Below are 19,278 nucleotides of genomic sequence, written 5' to 3' on the forward strand. Positions count from 1 at the left end.
ATGAGTTTTTTCTCTGATTATTGTAAGCGTCCAATTTTATAGAGTCGCCAACGCTTTTTCCAGTGTTGCCTGGTCAAATACCGCCTGCATACCCATGCGACGGTCAATACGACGGTTTAATCCCATCAAAACTTTACCAGGACCCAACTCATACAGAGTTTCAACACCTTGCGCTTTCATCGATTCAACGGTTTTCACCCACTGCACCGGCTGATAAAGCTGTTTGACCAAAAGCGCTTTAATATCATCCGTGCTTTGCGCTTGGCTGAAATGCACGTTATGCAAAACCGGCACCTGCGGCATCTGCAAATCCATCGCCGCCAGTTTTTCCGCCAGTTTTTCCGCAGCCGGTTTCATCAACGAGCAATGAGAAGGTACACTGACCGGCAGCGGAACAACGCGTGATGCGCCCGCTTCGGTTGCCGCTTCCTGAGCTGCTTCAACCGCCGCCTTTTCACCGGCGATAACGACCTGGCCCGGTGAATTGAAGTTAACCGCTTCAACCACTCCGTCAACCGATTCGCATACCTTGACAACCGCATCGTCATCCAGACCCAGTACCGCCGCCATAGCTCCGGCTCCAGCCGGAACTGCGCTCTGCATCAAGCGACCGCGTTCGGCAACCAGCTCGATCCCCTGCTCCAGCGTCATGGCGCCAGCTGCGACCAATGCGGTATATTCGCCAAGCGAGTGACCGGCCATAAACGCCGGTGCCACGTCTTTTTGCGCCTTAAGGGTTTCCAGGACAGCAATACCGGAAGCCAGCATAGCCGGCTGAGTGACGTCAGTCTGGTTTAACTTGCCCGAATCGTCGTTCTGCACCAGTTTCCAAAGATCGTATCCCAGAACTTCCGATGCTCTCGCAAAGGTTTCTTTCACCTGTGCGTGCGATTCCGCCAGCTCCGCCAACATCCCTTGAGACTGCGAACCCTGACCTGGAAAAACAAAAGCGTAACTCATAATCTGATGTTTCCTTTATATTATTGAAGCAATGGCTTAGCGATCTTGCTCATTACTATTTAAATAGCGTCGCCTAGCCATAAAAAAACGCCTGATTGAAAGGCGTTTTCGGTAAATTTAAAACTTGATCAGCGCGGATCCCCACGTAAATCCGCCGCCGAATGCTTCCAGCAGCAGCGTCTCGCCACGCTGAATACGACCGTCACGAACCGCCTCGTTAAGCGCCAGCGGAATAGACGCACTGGAAGTGTTCGCATGCTTGTTCACCGTAACCACGGTTTGCTCAGGCTGCAACTTCAATTTTCTGGCCGTTGCGCTGATAATACGCATATTCGCTTGATGCGGAACCAGCCAATCCAGATCTTCTCGTTCAATATTATTCGCTTTAAGCGTGTCCAGAGCGACCTTGCTCAGCGTATTGACTGCAACCTTAAATACCTCGTTACCGCGCATCGACATGGTTCTTTCCGCGATTTCATCAGTTTGCGGAAGCTTGGAGGTACCGGAAGGAACGTGCAACAACTCTTCATACTGACCATCTGCATGAATATGCGTCGAAAGAATCCCTGCCTCTTCAGAAGCTTCAAGTACAACCGCTCCCGCACCATCGCCGAACAAGACACAGGTATTGCGGTCCTGCCAGTTGGTGATACGGGACAGGGTTTCCGAGCCGATAACCAAAGCGCATTTCGCCATACCGGTCTTAATAAACTGGTCGGCAACACTTAATGCATAAACAAAACCGGTACAGACGGCTTGCAGATCGAAAGCCGGGCAACCGTGAATATCAAGACGCTGCTGAATCAAACAGGCCGTACTTGGAAAGGTTTTGTCCGGAGTGGTCGTTGCGACAATAATCAGATCGATTGAATTTTTATCGACACCGGCCATTTCCATTGCCGATTTTGCCGCTTCGACGCCTAAATCGGCAGTCGTCTGACCGTCCTCTGCAATATGGCGTTCTTCAATTCCTGTACGTTCACGGATCCATTCATCACTGGTTTCGACCATCTTTTCCAGATCGAAATTGGTTAGAATTTTTTCCGGTAAGTAGCCACCTGTACCGCTGATGCGGCTATAGATTTTTTGAGTCATAAATTCAACATCTTTGCATTGATCGAAGCGGAGCGCTTCGGTCACCCATTTTGCATTGACAAGCAGAGCGAAGCGCCCTGCTCATGAGAAGATTAAGAACTTTTCTGCTGGATCAACAGGGAAACTTCGGCAGAAATCAGCTGCGGAACATTCTTACTGACTTCCAGACGCGCTTCGGCAATTGCTTGTAAGAAAGCATATTGATCGGCACCACCATGGCTCTTAATCACAATTTTTTGTAATCCTAAAAGCGATGCACCATTATAGCGGCGAGGATCAACCTTGTCTTTAAAAGACTTCAACACCGGGTAGGCAATCAGCCCGGCAAGCTTGGTAAAGATATTGCGGCCAAACGCTTCCTTAAGATAGTAAGCGATCATTTTGGCAACACCCTCACTGGATTTGAGCGCAATATTACCGTCAAAACCATCGCAGACCACAACATCGGTATCACCTTTGTAGATGTCATCACCTTCGACGTAACCGATGTAGTTAATCGATGTATTTTGAATCAACTGATGCGCGTCTTTAATTCGCTGATGGCCCTTGATCTCTTCTTCACCGATATTCAGCAGTCCGACTCGCGGCGCAGCATTACTGTCGACAGCGCGAGACAAAACCGAGCCCATAACGGCAAACTGAGTCAAATTCTCCCCGGTACAACCGACATTCGCCCCCAAATCCAGTACATGCACATGCCCTTTCATTGTCGGCATGGAGGTACAGATCGCTGGACGATCGATATCCGGCAGGGTTTTCAGGACGAACTTGGCGACCGCCATTAAAGCGCCTGTATTCCCGGCACTGACACACGCCTGAGCCTCATCCTCTTTAACCAGATTCAGAGCGATACGCATCGAAGACTTGCGTTTGTTACGCAAAGCTTTGGACGGCAAATCGTCCATTTCCACGACTTGCTCGGCATGAACAACGGTTAAACGGGAGGAATCGTATTGGTAAGCGGAGAGCTGCTGCTCTATTTCATCCTGTTTACCAACAAGAACGATATGGATATCGGAGAATTTATCGAGTGCATCGATAGAAGCGGGAACGGTGACCGACAAACCGTGGTCACCGCCCATAGCGTCAATTGCTATATTGATAGCCAAGATGGATTACGCCTTATCTTGAACGACTTTTTTACCTTTGTAGTAACCGTCAGCAGTAACGTGGTGACGACGGTGTACTTCACCAGTAGTAGAATCCTGAGTCAGCGCAGTTGCAGACAGAGAATCGTGAGCACGACGCATGCCGCGCTTTGAAGGGGTTTTACGGTTTTGTTGAACAGCCATGTCAATCTCCTAAATAAATAATTACTTTTTCAGTCCTTGCAAAACCGCAAACGGGTTCTGCTTCTCGGACTTCGGCTCTACGGAGCCGTTGGTTGAATCTTCTATTTGACCGTCATCGTCGGCATTCTGGTAAGCCAGTTCACTGCTTTCATCAATCGGTACCATCGGTACACAGAGAAGCAATTCCTCTTCTACCAGTCCGAGCAGCGAAATTTTATCGCCCTCGAGTTCAAACGCCTCAACCTCTTTCGGCAAATCTTCAACAAGCGCCATCGATTCGGTAAATACCCCTTTCATGTGAGCTTTCACAGGAAAGTCAAACGCATTCAAAGAACGCTGGCACTGTAAATTGAGTACGGCATCGACATTCAACTCAAAAGCGGGAAAGCCCAAAGCTTTATCGTAATAAAACCGAATGTCGACCGTCGCATCCTGACCCGCCGATTCCACCTGCTCCGCCAGCCGCGAAAATTGCGACATATTGACTCGTCCAACATAATGTTTATTATGTTTGACCGCATAGATGGGATCGATATAATCAGGTAGCTTATTTAACATAGGCGCGCATCATACCCGCAACCTCTTGCTAAGTCAAAAAATAACGCACAAAAAAGTCGTTATTTACGCAAAAACTTCGCCTCTTCGGATTTCAACCATCCGCGCCATGGAAACCCGACGGATTCAAAACCCGAAATCCAGGCGTTTTACTTTAAAAAACAAGAGATTACAAAACCTTTAAATTTTCATAAACTGTTTCAAACGTTTTACTTTAAAAGCGATGAAAAATGCGATTCCTCGCAGTAAAACACCCTGAACGGGACACAGCGACATCATTAAAACCGAGAGAATCCAATGCAAGATACCCACGGGTTATCCACAAGTCATTCACAAACTAATCCAGAATCAAACGGGCTTCCGCCGGTTATCTTGGGATCAACGTCGATTTTTCGACAGCAGATGCTTGAAAAGCTCCACCTGCCGTTCGACACCGATAAACCGGAAGTAGATGAAACCCCGCTGCAGGGCGAACAGCCCGAAGCGATGGTCGCGCGTCTTTCTCTGGCCAAAGCCCAGGCAGTCGCCCGAAAGCATTCCGACGCGCTGGTCATCGGCTCGGATCAATGCGCGGTATTCGACAACCGACCGATCGGTAAACCGCACACCTTTGCCGCAGCGCAGCAGCAACTGCGTCAGTTCAGCGGCCAATCGATCACCTTTTATACCGGACTGGTGGTAATAAACGGCCGGACAGGTAAAATCTATCAAAAAATGGACACCACAGTAGTTCATTTCCGCGAGTTAAGCGATAACGTCATCGATAATTACCTGACCATCGAACAGCCGTTAAACTGCGCCGGCAGTTTTAAATCTGAAGGCCTTGGTGTTACGCTTTTCCAACGCATCGACAGTCGCGATCCGAACGCACTGATCGGCCTGCCGCTAATGGATTTAACCGACATTTTTTATCAAATGGGTTATCCGCTGCCGCTCGAGCCTTAGCTTCTTAAGGTTTCAATGCACCGCGAAAATCAAAAGCCCGGCGCTAATGCCGGGCTTTGATAATGTATCCGAAAAACCTGATCCTAAACTTCAGGCTTTAGATATTCTGCATTAACCACATATTCAGTTCCTGCAAAGAGTCAAGGCAGGCGACCGGTTCATACTCAGTCAAAACCTCCATCTGGTGAACGCCATGGCTCAGCGCAATTCGATCCATGCCGCAGTTTCGTGCCATCTCCATATCGAAAGTCGTATCGCCGACCATCACCGCATCTTCCACGGCAACATTCATTGCTTCAAGAATCTGCAACAACATCAAGGGATCCGGTTTGGAAGCCGACTCGACCGGCGTCCGGGTAATATCGAAGTAAGGTTCAAAGCCGCACTCTGCGAGAACCTGATTAAGACCCTTGCGGCTTTTACCGGTTGCAATGGCCAGCTTGACCCCTTGCTGTCGAAGATTCAGCAACATAGCTTCGGCTCCGTCGAATGGAATCATCTGCACATCGGACTGCTCGAGAAAATTCATCGTATAGGCTTCGCACATGGTGACCAGTTTTTCCTGATCCTGCTCCAGGTGAGGATAAAGCGTCAAAACCGCCTTATCCAATGCCAGACCGATAATCTGCTTGCACTCATGACTAGGAAGCACCTCCAGCCCGCATTCTCTGGCCGCCAGCTGCAAAGCATCAACAATACGCCCTTCGGAGTTCATCAGGGTTCCGTCCCAATCAAAAATGACCAATTTATATTTTCTCATTGAATCCTCCATAATTTCGCAACCCCTTTACAGCGCTTGTTCTTCGATCATACGTTTGAAATCGGCCCACAACGGTGCTTCGATGCGCATTTTCTGCTCGGTGTTCGGATGAGTAAAACCAAGAATATGCGCGTGTAACGCCAGCCGCTTCATCCCTTTCTTGCGGAAACGCTTATTCAATTCCCGATCACCATAACGGTCATCGCCGACCAGAGCGCAGCCCTGCGCCAATGCATGAACCCTGATCTGATGCGTGCGCCCGGTCTTAAGACGCACTGCCATCAGATCACACTCTTTAAGATGCTGCTTGACCTCAAAATAACTCAAGGCACTTTTACCGTCCTGCGCGACCTTCACATGCCAGCCGCCATTTGGAAGATGGTCTTTACGCAGCGGCAGTTCCACCTTGCTGACATTCTTAGGCCAGGTACCACTGACGATGGCCAGATAACGCTTCTCGAACTGATCGTCGCGCATCTGCTGATGCAGCGCTTTCAGTACCGATGCTTTCTTAGCCACTAGAATACAGCCCGAGGTATCACGGTCGATACGGTGTACCAACTCCAACCTTTTAGCTCGTGGACGCAAGGCACGCAAAACTTCAATCAATCCGTAGCGGATTCCGCCACCGCCGTGTACCGCCACACCGGATGGCTTATTGACAACCATCAGATCAGCATCCTCATATAGGATCGCCTGCTCTATCTGACGCAATTCATCAGCCGGAATTTCGCTGTCTTCAACCTTGTCCGTTTGCGGCAGTCGCATGGGCGGCACCCGCACCACATCCCCGCTTTCGATTCGATTACTGACTTTGGAGCGACCTTTATTAACGCGAACCTCTCCTTTACGAATAATTCTATAAATCAAGGCCTTAGGCGCTTTTCTGAAATGACGCATTAAAAAATTATCCAACCGCTGACCGTGGTCTTCTTCCCCAACGGTCAGAAACTGTACTTTGGAAGCCGCATGTTGCTCGGTCATCTCCACTCCGTCGCCAGATACTCTGAAAATTTCAAAAAAAGCCTATTCTACTCTATTCGGCTGCCGATTTAGGCTCGCGCAAAACAAATCCGTACTTAATGACAACTTATTCACAGGTTTTTCCACCGATTCATCAATCACCGATTGCCAAGGTACCGACACAATGATATATTTGCGAAGCTTGCAAAATTATAAGCGAAATAGGTCGGCGTTCTACTGCACTTTCGAGTGAACAACGACCGGTGTTTAAGACGAATTTTTAAACCGCTTTTCGGAGTTTCCGAACAGCTTTTATATAACCTTGAACACAGTTAAACGGACAACAACCAATGCAAAAGTATGCAAAGTTGACCGGCGCAGCGATTTAATACGCCTTATGAATCATTTGACTCTAAGTCAAACCGTTAAATCCCCTAAGACGCCGGAAAGACCATACGAGAGCAAGCGGAAAGACCGTTAAAAATCAAAGCCTTGGCTTTGACGGCTAGAGCACCGACACAATAATAAAAACCAGAAAGATGATCGCTGCTCGATACAAATGTTACCAAACTGATGAACTTGATACTTTTAAACGCATCACGGCGTTTTCCAAAACCAGTGCTTAGCCCTTTGACCGGGCAATTCCGGAATGCCGAATAGCCGGCAACGGAATAAAAGTTCTGCAAACTCCCTGAAATGGTAACAACTTGCCTAGACACCCTTTTGCTGCCGATAACCTCGTTGCATCTTAAACGCAGGATGACGACATCCGTGCACACTGTGTTCTCTTGAGTCAAAAGAGACATAAATGAAAAGAATGTTAATAAATGCGACCCAGAAGGAAGAGGTTCGCATTGCTCTTGTCGATGGCCAGACATTATATGATTTGGACGTCGAAACCCCACTTCATCAAAAGAAAAAAGCCAATATCTATAAAGGGAAAATCACCCGAATCGAACCTTCTCTGGAAGCCGCTTTCGTTGATTACGGTGCCGAACGCCATGGTTTCCTTCCTTTTAAAGAAGTCGCCAGCGAATATTTTCCAAATGAAAAACCTGAATCCGGCCGCCTAAGCATCAAAGATGTACTGAGCGAAGGCCAGGAAGTCATCGTTCAAGTCCAGAAAGAAGAACGCGGCAATAAAGGTGCGGCACTAACCACTCAAATCACCCTTGCGGGCCCTTATGTGGTCATGATGCCGAACAATCCGAAGGCCGGCGGTATCTCTCGCCGTATCGAAGGCGACGAACGCTCCGACATCCGCGACACACTGCGCGACTTGAATACCCCGGACGGCATGGGTTTGATTATCCGTACCGCTGGTGTCGGCAAAAGCACGGAAGAACTTCAGTGGGGTGTCAACTATCTGATCCAACTGTGGGATGCCATTAAAAGTGCGGCAAACGAAAAATCCGCGCCTTTCCTGATCCATCAGGAATCGGACATTGTTATTCTGGCGATTCGCGACTACCTGCGTCAGGATATCGGTGAAATCATTATCGACGATATGGATACCTTCCATAAAGCGCGTGACTTCATCCAGCACGTTATGCCGCAGCAAGTTTATAAGGTCAAACCTTATCAGGACACTATCCCGCTGTTCACCCGCTTCCAGATCGAATCGCAAATCGAATCCGCCTATCAGCGTGAAGTTACCCTGCCTTCCGGCGGTGCAATCGTTATCGATATCACCGAAGCTTTAACGGCCATCGATATCAACTCCAGCCGTGCGACCAAAGGTGGCGATATCGAAGAAACCGCGTTCAACACAAATATGGAAGCCGCCTGCGAAATCGCTCGTCAACTGCGCCTGCGTGACCTTGGCGGACTGGTGGTTATCGACTTTATCGATATGCACTCCAGTAAACACCAGCGCGAAGTGGAAAATAAACTTCGCGAAGCGGTCAAATCAGATCGCGCCCGCGTGCAGATCAGCAAAATCTCCCGTTTCGGGCTACTGGAAATGTCGCGTCAGCGCCTGCGCCCGTCGATTGAAGAATCAACTCAGATTGTCTGCCCGCGCTGTAAAGGTGTCGGCGTAATCCGTGGCGTCTCTTCATTGGGTCTGTCTATTCTTCGTCTGCTTGAAGAAGAAAGCATGAAAGAAAACACGCGTCGAGTGACCGTACAACTACCGGTTGACGTAGCGACTTTCCTGCTGAATGAAAAGCGCGCGCAGATTACTAAAATCGAAGACCGCCATAATATGCACGTTCTGATCGTCCCGAACGAACACCTGCAGACACCGCAATACATTATGGAGCGCACCCGTCTTAGCGACGATGAAGTGCATGTCATCAGCTACGAAGCGAAAGACGAAATCAAGAGCGAAGAAGAGATTCACAGCGTTAACGAAACACCGAAGCCGAAAGAAGAGCCTGCGGTGCAAAACGTTACGCCTATGGCACCTCCGCCTCCTGCATCCGTTGAAGAAAAGCCAAATGTCGAAGTGAAAGCGGGACTGTTCAAACGAGTCTGGTCAGCACTGTTCGGTAAAGCGGAAGAGCCGGAAGAAGTGAAGCCGAAAGAGAAATCTCAAGGCAACCGTAATCGCAACAACCGCAATCGTAACAACCGTAACGACCGAAACGACCGTCGTCGCAATGACCGTCGCCGCGGCAACCGTAATGACCGTCCAGAGTCCAAAGAGACCGCGGTGGATACAACGGCGAAAACGATTACTGAAGAGAACGACAAGCAGGAGAATACTTCGGCCAAGAGCAACCGCCGCCGTAACAACCGTCGTCGTCGTCCTCGCCAGGAAGAAAATGCCAAACCGGAAAATCAAAACACCCAGCCCCTTCAAGAGCAGGATGTTGAAAAAACCGAGAAACAACTAGACACGACTCCGGAAGAAAAGACTCCTGTTCAGGGCGGTAATAAGCCGAAAGAGGAAGAGAAAGAAAGCAAACCGCGTTCAAGACGCCGCAGCCGTTATAACAGTCGCAGTGGCTTCAACTCGCGCCGCCGTGCACCTAAAGACGCGGAAAGCCGTTCTATCCACTCTCCGGCACCGCATCTGGTAACGGTAACCAAAGACGGTGAAGTGATTCATAAAGAATCCGCTAAAGAAGAGAAGAAGCAGCAAGACGATGCATCTCAAGAGGCGACGGCTTCAGCTTCTGAGAATCCGACAGTAGCGCAGGCGTCTGTTGAATCAGCGCATGAAGAGACAATCCCAAGCCAGGACTCCGTCTCTGAAACTGCTGACAACAACAGTGAGATTCAGATTGACAACGCGGAGAAAGCCCCTGCCACTGAGCAGCAGGATGCCGAGAAAACCTCTGACTCTGAAACGGCTGAACCACAAGTCGAGCTGAACTTTGATACTTCCGCTCAAAACGCTGCCAACGCAACTACCGAGACAGCCACAAGCGAATCGGAAACTTCCGTTGTAGCCGATAGCGAAGGTAAAGCGGAAGCGAAAACCGACGAGCAAGTTGAAGTACAGAAGGAAAAACCTGTTGAGACTGAGAGCGCATCCGATAATTCAGAAGCGGCTTCTCTAACAAACTCGGAAGAAGCAGCGTCAGAAGCCGATAAGGTCGCGTCTGCAAACGAAAACAGCGCCCTTGAAAAACCAGAGACCGAAACCCAAGCGAACGAAGTTTCTGATAATAGCCAAAAAGACGACACGCTAAGCGAACAATCCGCGAAGCCGGAAGTCTTCTCCGAAGCGGAAGCGACGGATCAAGAGGCAAAGCAAGAAGAAGAGAAAACCAAAGCGTAAGCCTGTAATTTCTTTTCCTGCAATAAAAACGCCCAAGAGCATTTGCTCTTGGGCGTTTTTTTATGCTGGTCTTTTATTCAAACCAATCGAACTGCCGCGAAGTGAATTACTTCTGTCAGCCGAGATGATTTTGCTTGATATGTTCGAGCAAACCGCGGGATGCCGATTCAACCAGATCAAAAACATGATCGAACCCCTGAGGCCCTCCGTAATAAGGATCCGGAACTTCCGTTTCCTCAAACTCCTCGGTAAATTTCAGGAACATATGCAGTTTTTCGCGATGTTCCGGTAATGCCATTTCATAGAGATTGCTGTAGTTGGAATGATCCATTGCCAGAATATAGTCAAACTGATAGAAATCACCGAAATCCACTGCACGGGCACGCAGGTCATTCATCTGGATACCACGCCCTTGAGCGACCTGGGTGGAACGGCTGTCCGGCGGATTACCGACATGGTAGGCAGCGGTGCCGGCGGAATCGATTTCAATTTGCTTTGCCAACCCTTCATCGATAACGAGCTTGCGAAAAACCGCATGTGCCGTCGGCGAGCGGCAAATATTGCCTAAACAGACAAACAAGACAGAGACTTTTTTTGCCATTTGCAGATTCCTCCAGATTCCCTTGCTATAAAATAAACGCCTTAGTTTACAAGGCTCAACTGAAAAATGCATGCAAACCTGCGCGCTCCGGCTATCACACTGAAAAACTTCGAATACGATCCCAGCTGGGTGCTTTATAGCGACCCGGATATCATTATTGCCAATAAACCGAGCGGAATGCTTTCGGTTCCCGGACGCGGAGCCGACAAACAGGAATGCCTGCTATCCCACCTGCAAACCCGCTTCCCCGACGCTTTGATCGTACACCGTCTGGACATGGACACCTCAGGTTTAATGGTTCTGGCGCGCTCCAAGGACGCCCACCGTCATTTGAGCCGTCAGTTTCAGGACAGACAAACCCGTAAACGCTACCATGCGGTCTGCTGCGGGATAATCAGCCAGGATCACGGCGAAATCCATTTACCTATGCGCTGCGACTGGGAACGCCGTCCCCTACAGATGGTCGATTTCATTCACGGCAAATCAGCTCATACTCAATGGCGAGTAATGCGTCAATTTTCCGACCGGTTCAGCGTGGAATTAACCCCGATCACCGGCCGATCTCATCAGCTCAGGCTGCATATGAAAATGCTTGGGCACCCTATTTTGGGCGACAACCTGTATGCCGACCCGCATTCTCTGAAGATGGCGCCACGCCTGCTTCTGCACGCACAGCATCTCGCATTCACCCACCCTGAAAACGGTGAATGGCTGTCGTTCACACAAGATGCCGACTTTCCGACCTAAGACCGATGGCACAAATACTGCTTGTCGTGCACTAAGCAAAAAAACTGATAATTTACTGACAATTTTATAAGCTGAAACCTGTCTTGCTTTTCTTGATGCAGAACAGTAAAGCGCCCTATTGCTCTAGCCACCCTAATACAAACTCAATAATATGGCTTAAAGCATTATGGCAGTAGAAGTAGGAAAGAGTGCCATGTCAAATATAGATCCACAGAAAGACGATTTAGCCACCCAGCAGATGGTTGAAATGATGGAAGGCAAAACCACGGAAGGTGAGCTGGACGTCGACGCCCTGTTAAACTCGATTGAAGAAGTTGAAAAACAATCCGAATCCGAGGAAATCGAGGACGTGAACACATCGGAAGAAGAGATCGACAGTGATCTTCTGGAACAAATCCAGACCTCTGATGACGAACTTGAACAGGCACTACTCGATATGGATGCCGCCCTAGAGGACGAAGATACGCTTCCGACTTCAGATGATGTTACAGCCGCAGGCAATTCAGTCGAAGACACAGAAGTCGAAGATGAATCGAGCTTGTCAGATGATCTTTCCGCTTCTGCAGAAGAAACTCAACCGGATGATTGGGATGCAGCGCCCGGCGAAGAAGACTCTCTGCCGGAGGAAGACTTATCCTTAGAAGACCTCCCGGAACCGACGCTGGACTCAACAGTGGACGATTCTCAACAGGATACGGATATCTTAGAGGATCTGGAAAGCGTGGATTTTGATGAGCACTCGAACGATTTGATTGAAGAAGTCACTCCCACCGAGGACAGCGACGATATCGAGCAGATGCTCCAGACTGCGGAAGCGTCCACTACCGACCTGGATATCGATCAGAACGAAGACAATTCAGACCTCGAAAGTCTGGATGATTTGCTGGTAGATGAAAACCCAAGCGAAAACACTTTCGAAACCGATCTCGACCAGTTAATCGAAGAAGAACCGCAGGAAACCGTTGCCGACATTGACTTAGCAACACCTGGCGCACCGGAAATCCTTGCCGAAGACAGTGAACAAATCTCCCGAAGCGATCTTCAATCTCAGGCTGAGCAAACCAATGAATCGGTACAGGCAATGAGTGAAGCCGTAGAGATGGATAAACAGACCCGTGAAATCATCGAGCAATTGAGCAACTCCGCGCAAATGACGACTAAAATCGCCCTTGCAACCGCTCAGAAAGCACAGGAATCGGCTCTGAGCGCGCAAGACGCAATTGAAAAAACATTTGCTGCAATCCAAAGAGCGCAACAAATTACGCAGAGCGCCGACTATCAAGTCGACATGCAGGCCATGAAAAACCTGACTGCGGAAGAACTTACAGACATTCTGCAAGAAATCAAAGTCAAAAATGACGAACTGAAACAGGTCAATAGTGAGCTAGCGAACCAAATTGCCGAGTTTCACCAGTCTTAGGAATGCAATATGAGTGATCAGAACAATCAGGTGGACGATCTGCTGGAAGCCGTAGAAGAACTTGATCTGGCCGGGGGAAACCTTGAACAGAAAGTCGATCAGTCCCAGAAAACACATAAAGAGTTACACACTCTTTCCGAGGAAGCCAAAGTCGACAGTTCAATTATGACGCTTGAAGCGGCAAAAACTGCCCAGGAAGCCGCAACCCAAAGTCAGGAAGCGGCAAAAGCCAGCTTACAGGTCTCGGAAGCATTGCGCGGGCACACCGAAGAGTTGACCAATGCAACATTTAACTGGCGTCAAGCCATCCGTCATGCCTCTCAGGAAATGGCCGAGAGCAAAAAGTTATTTGTTTCCATGCTTGTCATCAGCCTGCTCTTGAGCTTAACGGCAGTCGGAGTAATGATCGCCGTTTACTACAATATTGGCAGCCAGCAAGAGCAGCTTAAAGGCGAAATTCTTGATGTCGTGCAAACTGAAAACGCCCTTTTCACCAAAAAAATGACCATTAAGATCGACGATCTTGCTTCGCAGATCGAAGCGAGCCGTTTTTATGTCGAAAAACTGGCCCGATCGCCACAACCTCCGGTAGATATAACAACAGAAGAAAGCACTTCCCAAGAAGAAACTACAACACCTGAAGTCAATAATAACCCGAAAACGATTCAGACCGCGGAACAGTCGCCAGAGCAAAGCAAGATACCGGCAACAGTGAATAACTCGGCCGAAATTGAGCAGCTGCTCCAAGCTCAGCTACAACCAATGCAGGATAAAATGACTCAACAGATCAGCCAGCTGAGTGAACAGCAGGCAACGCTGTCCAAAGAACTGCAAAAACTGGCGATTGCGGCATCCAAACAGCCGAAGCCGGTGATGACCTCCGGCGGAACAGCTAGATTGGATGCCAAGCAGAGCCAACAACTGGCAGACATTCGCTGGCTGGTTTCAAAACACGATAAAAAACTACTGACAATCAGCGATCAATTGAAAACCATGACCCAGCCGGATGCTCAGTCCGACATCAAGTGGCAAAAACAACTTGAACAGCTACAACTGCAGCAGAAGACCATTCAAACCGAATTGCAGAAGCTGCAAGAGAATGTCAAAGAGTTGACGAGCAAGGTGAATGCAAACCAACCTTACAGTTACAAAGCCAAGTAAGACAAAACAATCTGTCTAATCTACAAAACAGCCGCTGAGATTTAAGCGGCTTTTTTATTACCCTGAAAGTTTAAAAGAGAGTGATATAAGGCTGTTTTTAAAAAAATATAAGAAATCTTTAATCTAGGGGTTGCAATGAGCCGTTAAACCCCTATAATACGCCCCATCGAACAGCAACGGTGCTTACCAAGAGCAACCAGTTCGACACTACAAATTGACGCGGGGTGGAGCAGCTTGGTAGCTCGTCGGGCTCATAACCCGAAGGTCGTTGGTTCAAATCCAGCCCCCGCTACCAAATTCAAAGCCTTGATTTCATTAGCTTTTCAGCGAAATGAGTCAGGGCTTTTTTATTGCCTAGCAAAAAACTAATACTGCCAACTTTGGTAGCAGTTCTACTCTTGAAGTAGTTTACGAATCATTTTAGGTACTAAATCAACGGCGATTCACACTAAAGTTTTTGTATGGCTATTCAACTTCAGATATTTTTAATAAAATCCAACATCAACTCTCAAACTAACATACTAAGATTAGAAAGAAATTCTTAGACGTGACCTCATATGAATACAAATATACAGCGTTATGAAAGAACTGAATCAGCTGAAAACATCATGATTCATTTAGATAATAAAAAGGAAGCTTTTGCAGCAATGCGTGCTTATCATGAATCTGAAATTGCTCACAAAGGACATGCAATAAGTGTTCTCACAACTATGCTGCAAGCAACAATCCTTGTTTATGGGGGGTTATTTGGCCTGATGTTAAAAGATGGAATCAGTATTAGCGTGGTTCAGATGTCAGGTATCGCATGTCTATTGTTTATTAGCTTTGCTTCAAGAAAAGTCGCACTATCAACCCAAGAAAAAATTAGGCAAGATAACATTCAGTATTGTCTTCATTATTTTGAATATAGAAAAGAGCGTGAATTACTCGGGATAGAGTCAGATTTAATTGAGCATGACTTTGTCTCTAAAGCAGAAGAAATAAATAAAAAAGCCAGAGGAAGACCTGGGCAAGAGTCGAATCAAAAAATTTGTGAAAAACTTTCTCAAAGCCACTCAGGAGGCTCATTATCTAGATTAATCAATGACTTTACCGGGCTACATATCAGCAAAATTAAAAGTAATTCTGGGCATATGTATTCTCAAGATATTTTAATGAATCTTGTGAGAGTTATCTTATTAGTCTGCATAATTGGAACGACTGGAATTTTTCTACTCGGAATGAAATAAACCAGAACTAACTATAAACCTTCCGCTTTCAGCAACTCTTTAAAGTTAACCTGACTAGACAGAAATATTATCGAACCGCAAAAAGTTCTGTTAAGACATTGAATTAACTAAATTTAATAAATCATAATCCGAAGGTCGTAGGTTTAAATTCTGCCTCCGATACCAAATCATAAAGCCTTAATTTCATTAGTTTTACATCGAAATAAATCAGGGCTTTTTCATTTATGTATCAAATGATTACCGATACACTTCAATAAACCACTTCGGTTTCATCCTTGCAAAATCTTTACGGATATTGGTTTTCAGGGATTTTTTAGAGTCGAGCACATATTCTTGCGCCCCTTCGCGAACAAAAACGACCCAATGCCAGAATGGTTTTCCTGCTTCGAGATGCCATTTTGTTGCCAGAAGCGCACAATCCGGAAGCTCTTCCCAAGTTTTAAACGGCTTCTCTTGTTGGTCGGTTTCTATACCAAGGGTGTCCAAGAGGTCACGGACATAATGCGAACTAGACCATAGCGATTCGTCTTCCGCAAAGATCCCCATTCTATTGGCCGCTTGTTTCGCCTCTTCATAGGAGATACCTGCAATTGCCGCTGCACTGGCAATACCGCAGCCCGTTAATTCTTCTTGTATGACTGGTTCCATATCGATCCGATTATTTATTCCCTTTACTTATTCTGCTCACCGCCGATTTATTCGTCATACTTTAATAGTTGCGCATTCACCGCGACAACAACCGTACTCATTGACATCAGTATCGCCCCGATTGCGGGACTGAGTAAAATCCCCGCGCTATACAGGACACCTGCCGCCAGTGGAATCGCCAGGATGTTATAACCTGCAGCCCACCACAGGTTCTGGATCATTTTGGCGTAGGTTTTCCTTGCGAGACGGATAATGGACAGAACATCTCGAGGATCGTTGCGAACCAGGATAATATCCGCCGATTCAATCGCAACCTCCGTTCCGGCACCGATTGCCACACCGACATCGGCCTGTGCTAAAGCCGGTGCATCATTAACGCCATCGCCGACCATTGCGACCGTAAGCCCGCGGCTTTGGATCTCTTTTATTTTTTGTGCTTTTTCTTGCGGTAACACCTCGGCAAAATAGTCATCCAAACCGATCTCTAACGCTACCGCTTTTGCCACCTGTCGGTTATCTCCGGTAAGCATCATGCATTGAATGCCCATTTGTTGTAACTGTTTGATGCTTTGCAGTGATTCTTCTCTAATCAAATCTGCTAAAACCACAGCGCCTTTGAGCACTCCGTCGACTAAAACAAACACAACGGTTTTTCCCGACTCGAACGCTTGCTCGATGCCACTGGATTGAAAACCGATTCCCTTGTCCTGTAAATAACCCGGACTGACGACTTGAACCAGATTCTGATCAATATGACCTTCGGCTCCTTTCCCGGGTATCGCCTTAAAGCTTTCTACCTGAAAAAACGCATTCGATGTTTGAGCGATGGATTTCGCGATCGGATGTTCCGAGTTTTTCTCAATGGATGCCGCCAGTTTCAATATAGTTGTTTTGTCCAAGTGATCATCCAGGCTAATGACATCTGCAATACCGAACTCTCCTTTGGTCAGGGTGCCCGTCTTATCAAACACAATCGCCTGGAGATCTCGCGCCATTTCGAAAGCGGTTCGGTTACTTATCATCAATCCGTTACGGGCCGCGAGTGCTGTCGAAACCGCGACAACTAAAGGAATCGCCAAACCCAATGCATGCGGGCAAGTAATTACCATGACGGTAACCGTTCTCTCCAGTGAGAACGCAATATCCTGCGATGAAAATACCGACCAGGCAAAAAAGGTGATCGCGCCGCCAGACAAAGCGATAACCGTTAACCATACCGCAGCACGATTTGCCAAATTCTGTGTTTTAGATTTGTTTTCCTGCGCCTGCTCGACAAGGCTTATAACCTGTGAAAGAAAGGAGTCTTTTCCGGTCTTCTGAACCTGTATGCTTAAGGCCCCTTCTCCATTGATCGTTCCACCGATAACCGAATCTTTCGCCCGTTTCGGAACCGGCTTGCTTTCACCGGTTAACATTGCCTGGTTAACGGAACTTTCGCCACTGAATACAATCCCGTCCGAAGGAATTTTTTCGCCCGGTTTTACCATAATCCGATCACCCGGTTTTAAGTCGGCCACCTTGACTTCAACCTGACTGCGGTCGTGCATTATTTTATGCGCGGTATCGGGTAATAAAGCGGCCAATTGCTCCAGCGCCCGTGACGCCCCGACGACGGATTTCATTTCTATCCAGTGACCGAACAGCATCAAATCGATCAATGTAGCCAGTTCCCAGAAAAATATTTTGCCCGGCAGCCCGAGCGTGACAACAGCGCTGTAGAAATAAGCCGTGCTGATTGCCACCGCAATAAGGGTCATCATTCCGGGTGTTTTAGCGTTTATTTCATGCCAAAACCCTTTTAGAAATGGCGCACCGCCATACAGATAAATAACGGTTGAAAAAATAAGCAACAGGTATCTGTCACCGTAAAAGCTCAACAACTGCTCAACTCCAAGAAGTGTTTGCAGCATTGGAGACAATATCAGGATAGGCAATGTCAGCAACAGCGAAACCCAAAAGCGTCTTCTGAAATCCTCAATCATCTGTCGATGATGGTGACGGTGGTCATGATCAGCATGTTTTGCCGACATTTCGTTATGAGAGTGATTGATCGTATGCTTTATGACACCCATGCTTTCAACTCCTTTATAGCTGAGGACTGAAGCCAATCGCTATCCGTATGTTCAAGGCTGTCTTTAGTGAACGAAGATTCAACAGTGTTAGCTATTTATCAAAACGTCCTTCATCTTTTTAAACTCTTCTTCGTTGATTTCCCCGCGCGCAAACCGTTTTTCCAGTATTTCCAGTGCACTTTCCTGAGGTTCGGATTGGGTTTGCTGGTCACTCTGATTCTTCTTAAAAAGAGGGGCCAGAAGTACAACGATAATCAAAATAAACAATAAAAACCAAATCCACATAAAACCACCGTAGTATCCATGCATATTCATATAGTCCCAACTCATTTCCCTTCCTCCAATATTTAAACTTTTGAAGAAAATGCCTGCCCTGAAAAGTACTGCCCACTCAATACAACAACCAACTCGGGCGAACTTCCTTAACTCAATTCAAAAAAGCCGGAATCAGACATAACGAATTCCGGCTTTCCATTTACAAAAAGAGTGGTGGCTAAAGTCTAACGACCAAACCCATTGAAGCCCCCGCCTCTGAGTTTCTCTTTCTGCTCTTGATTTAAAAGGCCAAAGACCTCTTTTTGGTGACTGATTCTTGCCTGATACAATTCCTTCTGCAGCTTGGCTATATTGGCATAGGAGTCTTCCACATCAGACGATCCGGCTTTACCGGCGTTAAAAGCCTTAGCCAATTTCTGCCGTTCTTCCCAGATTTTTGCCATGGTTTTAGTCTGTTTCTCAAACATTTTGCCACGTAGCTCTGAAATTTGTTTGATCTGTTTATCCGACAGATCCAAAAATTCAGCACCATAGCCATGCATACTATAACCAGGCCCCATGCCATAGCCGTGCATGCCATAACCGGGACCCATACCATAGCCGGGACCCATACCATAGCCGGGACCCATACCATAACCGGGACCCATACCATAACCGGGACCCATACCATAACCAGGACCCATACCATAGCCGGGACCCATGCCATAACCTGGACCCATGCCATAACCTGGACCCATGCCATAACCGGGACCCATGCCATAACCGGGACCCATGCCATAACCGGGACCCATGCCATAACCGGGACCCATGCCATAACCGGGACC

Annotated in this window: 19 protein-coding genes and 1 tRNA gene; 7 read left to right on the forward strand and 13 right to left on the reverse strand. The window is 47.6% G+C overall.

Translation table 11 applies throughout. The features are described 5' to 3' along the window. Positions 1 to 36 precede the first annotated feature (36 nt). The 5 genes from fabD to J3999_RS06715 all read right to left on the reverse strand — a co-directional run bounded on the left by fabD (position 37) and on the right by J3999_RS06715 (position 3,905). A complete protein-coding gene (gene fabD / locus J3999_RS06695) occupies positions 37 to 960 on the reverse strand; it encodes an ACP S-malonyltransferase (RefSeq protein ID WP_208127130.1) in 924 nt (307 codons plus the stop codon). 117 nt (positions 961 to 1,077) lie between these two features. Then, complete coding sequence (locus J3999_RS06700; RefSeq protein ID WP_243755343.1) at positions 1,078 to 2,055, reverse strand: beta-ketoacyl-ACP synthase III; 978 nt, start codon at positions 2,053 to 2,055, stop codon at positions 1,078 to 1,080. A 92-nt stretch (positions 2,056 to 2,147) separates the two neighbouring features. Next, complete coding sequence (gene plsX / locus J3999_RS06705; protein ID WP_208127131.1) at positions 2,148 to 3,164, reverse strand: phosphate acyltransferase PlsX; 1,017 nt, start codon at positions 3,162 to 3,164, stop codon at positions 2,148 to 2,150. A 6-nt stretch (positions 3,165 to 3,170) separates the two neighbouring features. Then, positions 3,171 to 3,347 carry a 50S ribosomal protein L32 gene (rpmF, locus tag J3999_RS06710; protein ID WP_208127132.1) on the reverse strand — a complete coding sequence of 59 codons (177 nt, stop codon included), beginning with the start codon at positions 3,345 to 3,347 and terminating at the stop codon, positions 3,171 to 3,173. Positions 3,348 to 3,368: 21 nt separating this feature from the next. Then, on the reverse strand, positions 3,369 to 3,905 hold the full coding sequence (locus J3999_RS06715; protein ID WP_208127133.1) for a YceD family protein: 537 nt from the start codon (positions 3,903 to 3,905) through the stop codon (positions 3,369 to 3,371). 294 nt (positions 3,906 to 4,199) lie between these two features. On the opposite strand from J3999_RS06715, the gene J3999_RS06720 reads away from it, so the two are divergent. Then, positions 4,200 to 4,847 carry a nucleoside triphosphate pyrophosphatase gene (locus J3999_RS06720; RefSeq protein ID WP_208127134.1) on the forward strand — a complete coding sequence of 216 codons (648 nt, stop codon included), beginning with the start codon at positions 4,200 to 4,202 and terminating at the stop codon, positions 4,845 to 4,847. A 97-nt stretch (positions 4,848 to 4,944) separates the two neighbouring features. Here J3999_RS06720 and J3999_RS06725 read toward each other — a convergent pair whose 3' ends face one another. From J3999_RS06725 to J3999_RS06735, 3 genes are all read right to left on the reverse strand, one after another. Next, positions 4,945 to 5,607: an HAD-IA family hydrolase gene (locus J3999_RS06725; protein WP_208127135.1), complete on the reverse strand. Its 663-nt coding sequence runs from the start codon at positions 5,605 to 5,607 to the stop codon at positions 4,945 to 4,947. A 27-nt stretch (positions 5,608 to 5,634) separates the two neighbouring features. Beyond that, the gene (locus J3999_RS06730) at positions 5,635 to 6,591 is read right to left on the reverse strand and encodes an RluA family pseudouridine synthase (RefSeq protein WP_208127136.1); all 957 of its coding nucleotides are present in this window, start codon (positions 6,589 to 6,591) and stop codon (positions 5,635 to 5,637) included. A gap of 413 nt (positions 6,592 to 7,004) precedes the next feature. After that, positions 7,005 to 7,349, reverse strand: coding sequence for a hypothetical protein (locus J3999_RS06735; protein WP_208127137.1), 345 nt, complete (start codon positions 7,347 to 7,349; stop codon positions 7,005 to 7,007). Positions 7,350 to 7,378: 29 nt separating this feature from the next. On the opposite strand from J3999_RS06735, the gene J3999_RS06740 reads away from it, so the two are divergent. Beyond that, positions 7,379 to 10,300 carry an Rne/Rng family ribonuclease gene (locus J3999_RS06740; protein WP_208127138.1) on the forward strand — a complete coding sequence of 974 codons (2,922 nt, stop codon included), beginning with the start codon at positions 7,379 to 7,381 and terminating at the stop codon, positions 10,298 to 10,300. Between the two features lie 115 nt (positions 10,301 to 10,415). On the opposite strand, the gene J3999_RS06745 is transcribed toward J3999_RS06740, so the two are convergent. Beyond that, entirely contained in the window at positions 10,416 to 10,901 is a 486-nt protein-coding gene (locus J3999_RS06745; RefSeq protein WP_208127139.1) for a low molecular weight protein-tyrosine-phosphatase, read from the reverse strand. A 66-nt stretch (positions 10,902 to 10,967) separates the two neighbouring features. Here J3999_RS06745 and J3999_RS06750 point away from each other — a divergent pair, with 66 nt between their 5' ends. The 5 genes from J3999_RS06750 to J3999_RS06770 all read left to right on the forward strand — a co-directional run bounded on the left by J3999_RS06750 (position 10,968) and on the right by J3999_RS06770 (position 15,458). Then, the gene (locus J3999_RS06750; RefSeq protein WP_208127140.1) at positions 10,968 to 11,648 is read left to right on the forward strand and encodes an RluA family pseudouridine synthase; all 681 of its coding nucleotides are present in this window, start codon (positions 10,968 to 10,970) and stop codon (positions 11,646 to 11,648) included. Positions 11,649 to 11,841: 193 nt separating this feature from the next. Beyond that, positions 11,842 to 13,068, forward strand: coding sequence for a hypothetical protein (locus J3999_RS06755; protein ID WP_208127141.1), 1,227 nt, complete (start codon positions 11,842 to 11,844; stop codon positions 13,066 to 13,068). Between the two features lie 9 nt (positions 13,069 to 13,077). Then, positions 13,078 to 14,229 carry a hypothetical protein gene (locus tag J3999_RS06760; protein WP_208127142.1) on the forward strand — a complete coding sequence of 384 codons (1,152 nt, stop codon included), beginning with the start codon at positions 13,078 to 13,080 and terminating at the stop codon, positions 14,227 to 14,229. Between the two features lie 218 nt (positions 14,230 to 14,447). Further along, a tRNA-Met gene (locus tag J3999_RS06765) sits at positions 14,448 to 14,524 on the forward strand. Positions 14,525 to 14,786: 262 nt separating this feature from the next. After that, the gene (locus J3999_RS06770) at positions 14,787 to 15,458 is read left to right on the forward strand and encodes a hypothetical protein (protein ID WP_208127143.1); all 672 of its coding nucleotides are present in this window, start codon (positions 14,787 to 14,789) and stop codon (positions 15,456 to 15,458) included. Positions 15,459 to 15,695: 237 nt separating this feature from the next. On the opposite strand, the gene J3999_RS06775 is transcribed toward J3999_RS06770, so the two are convergent. From J3999_RS06775 to J3999_RS06790, 4 genes are all read right to left on the reverse strand, one after another. Then, on the reverse strand, positions 15,696 to 16,106 hold the full coding sequence (locus tag J3999_RS06775; protein WP_208127144.1) for a hypothetical protein: 411 nt from the start codon (positions 16,104 to 16,106) through the stop codon (positions 15,696 to 15,698). 47 nt (positions 16,107 to 16,153) lie between these two features. Then, a complete protein-coding gene (locus J3999_RS06780) occupies positions 16,154 to 18,178 on the reverse strand; it encodes a copper-translocating P-type ATPase (RefSeq protein ID WP_208127145.1) in 2,025 nt (674 codons plus the stop codon). An 87-nt stretch (positions 18,179 to 18,265) separates the two neighbouring features. Next, positions 18,266 to 18,508, reverse strand: coding sequence for an SHOCT domain-containing protein (locus J3999_RS06785; protein WP_208127146.1), 243 nt, complete (start codon positions 18,506 to 18,508; stop codon positions 18,266 to 18,268). Positions 18,509 to 18,678: 170 nt separating this feature from the next. After that, on the reverse strand, positions 18,679 to 19,278 hold a 600-nt coding region (locus J3999_RS06790), incomplete at its 5' end, for a Spy/CpxP family protein refolding chaperone (RefSeq protein ID WP_208127147.1).

The sequence above is a fragment of the Thiomicrorhabdus sp. 6S3-12 genome (assembly GCF_017571475.1).
GTDB lineage: Bacteria > Pseudomonadota > Gammaproteobacteria > Thiomicrospirales > Thiomicrospiraceae > Thiomicrorhabdus.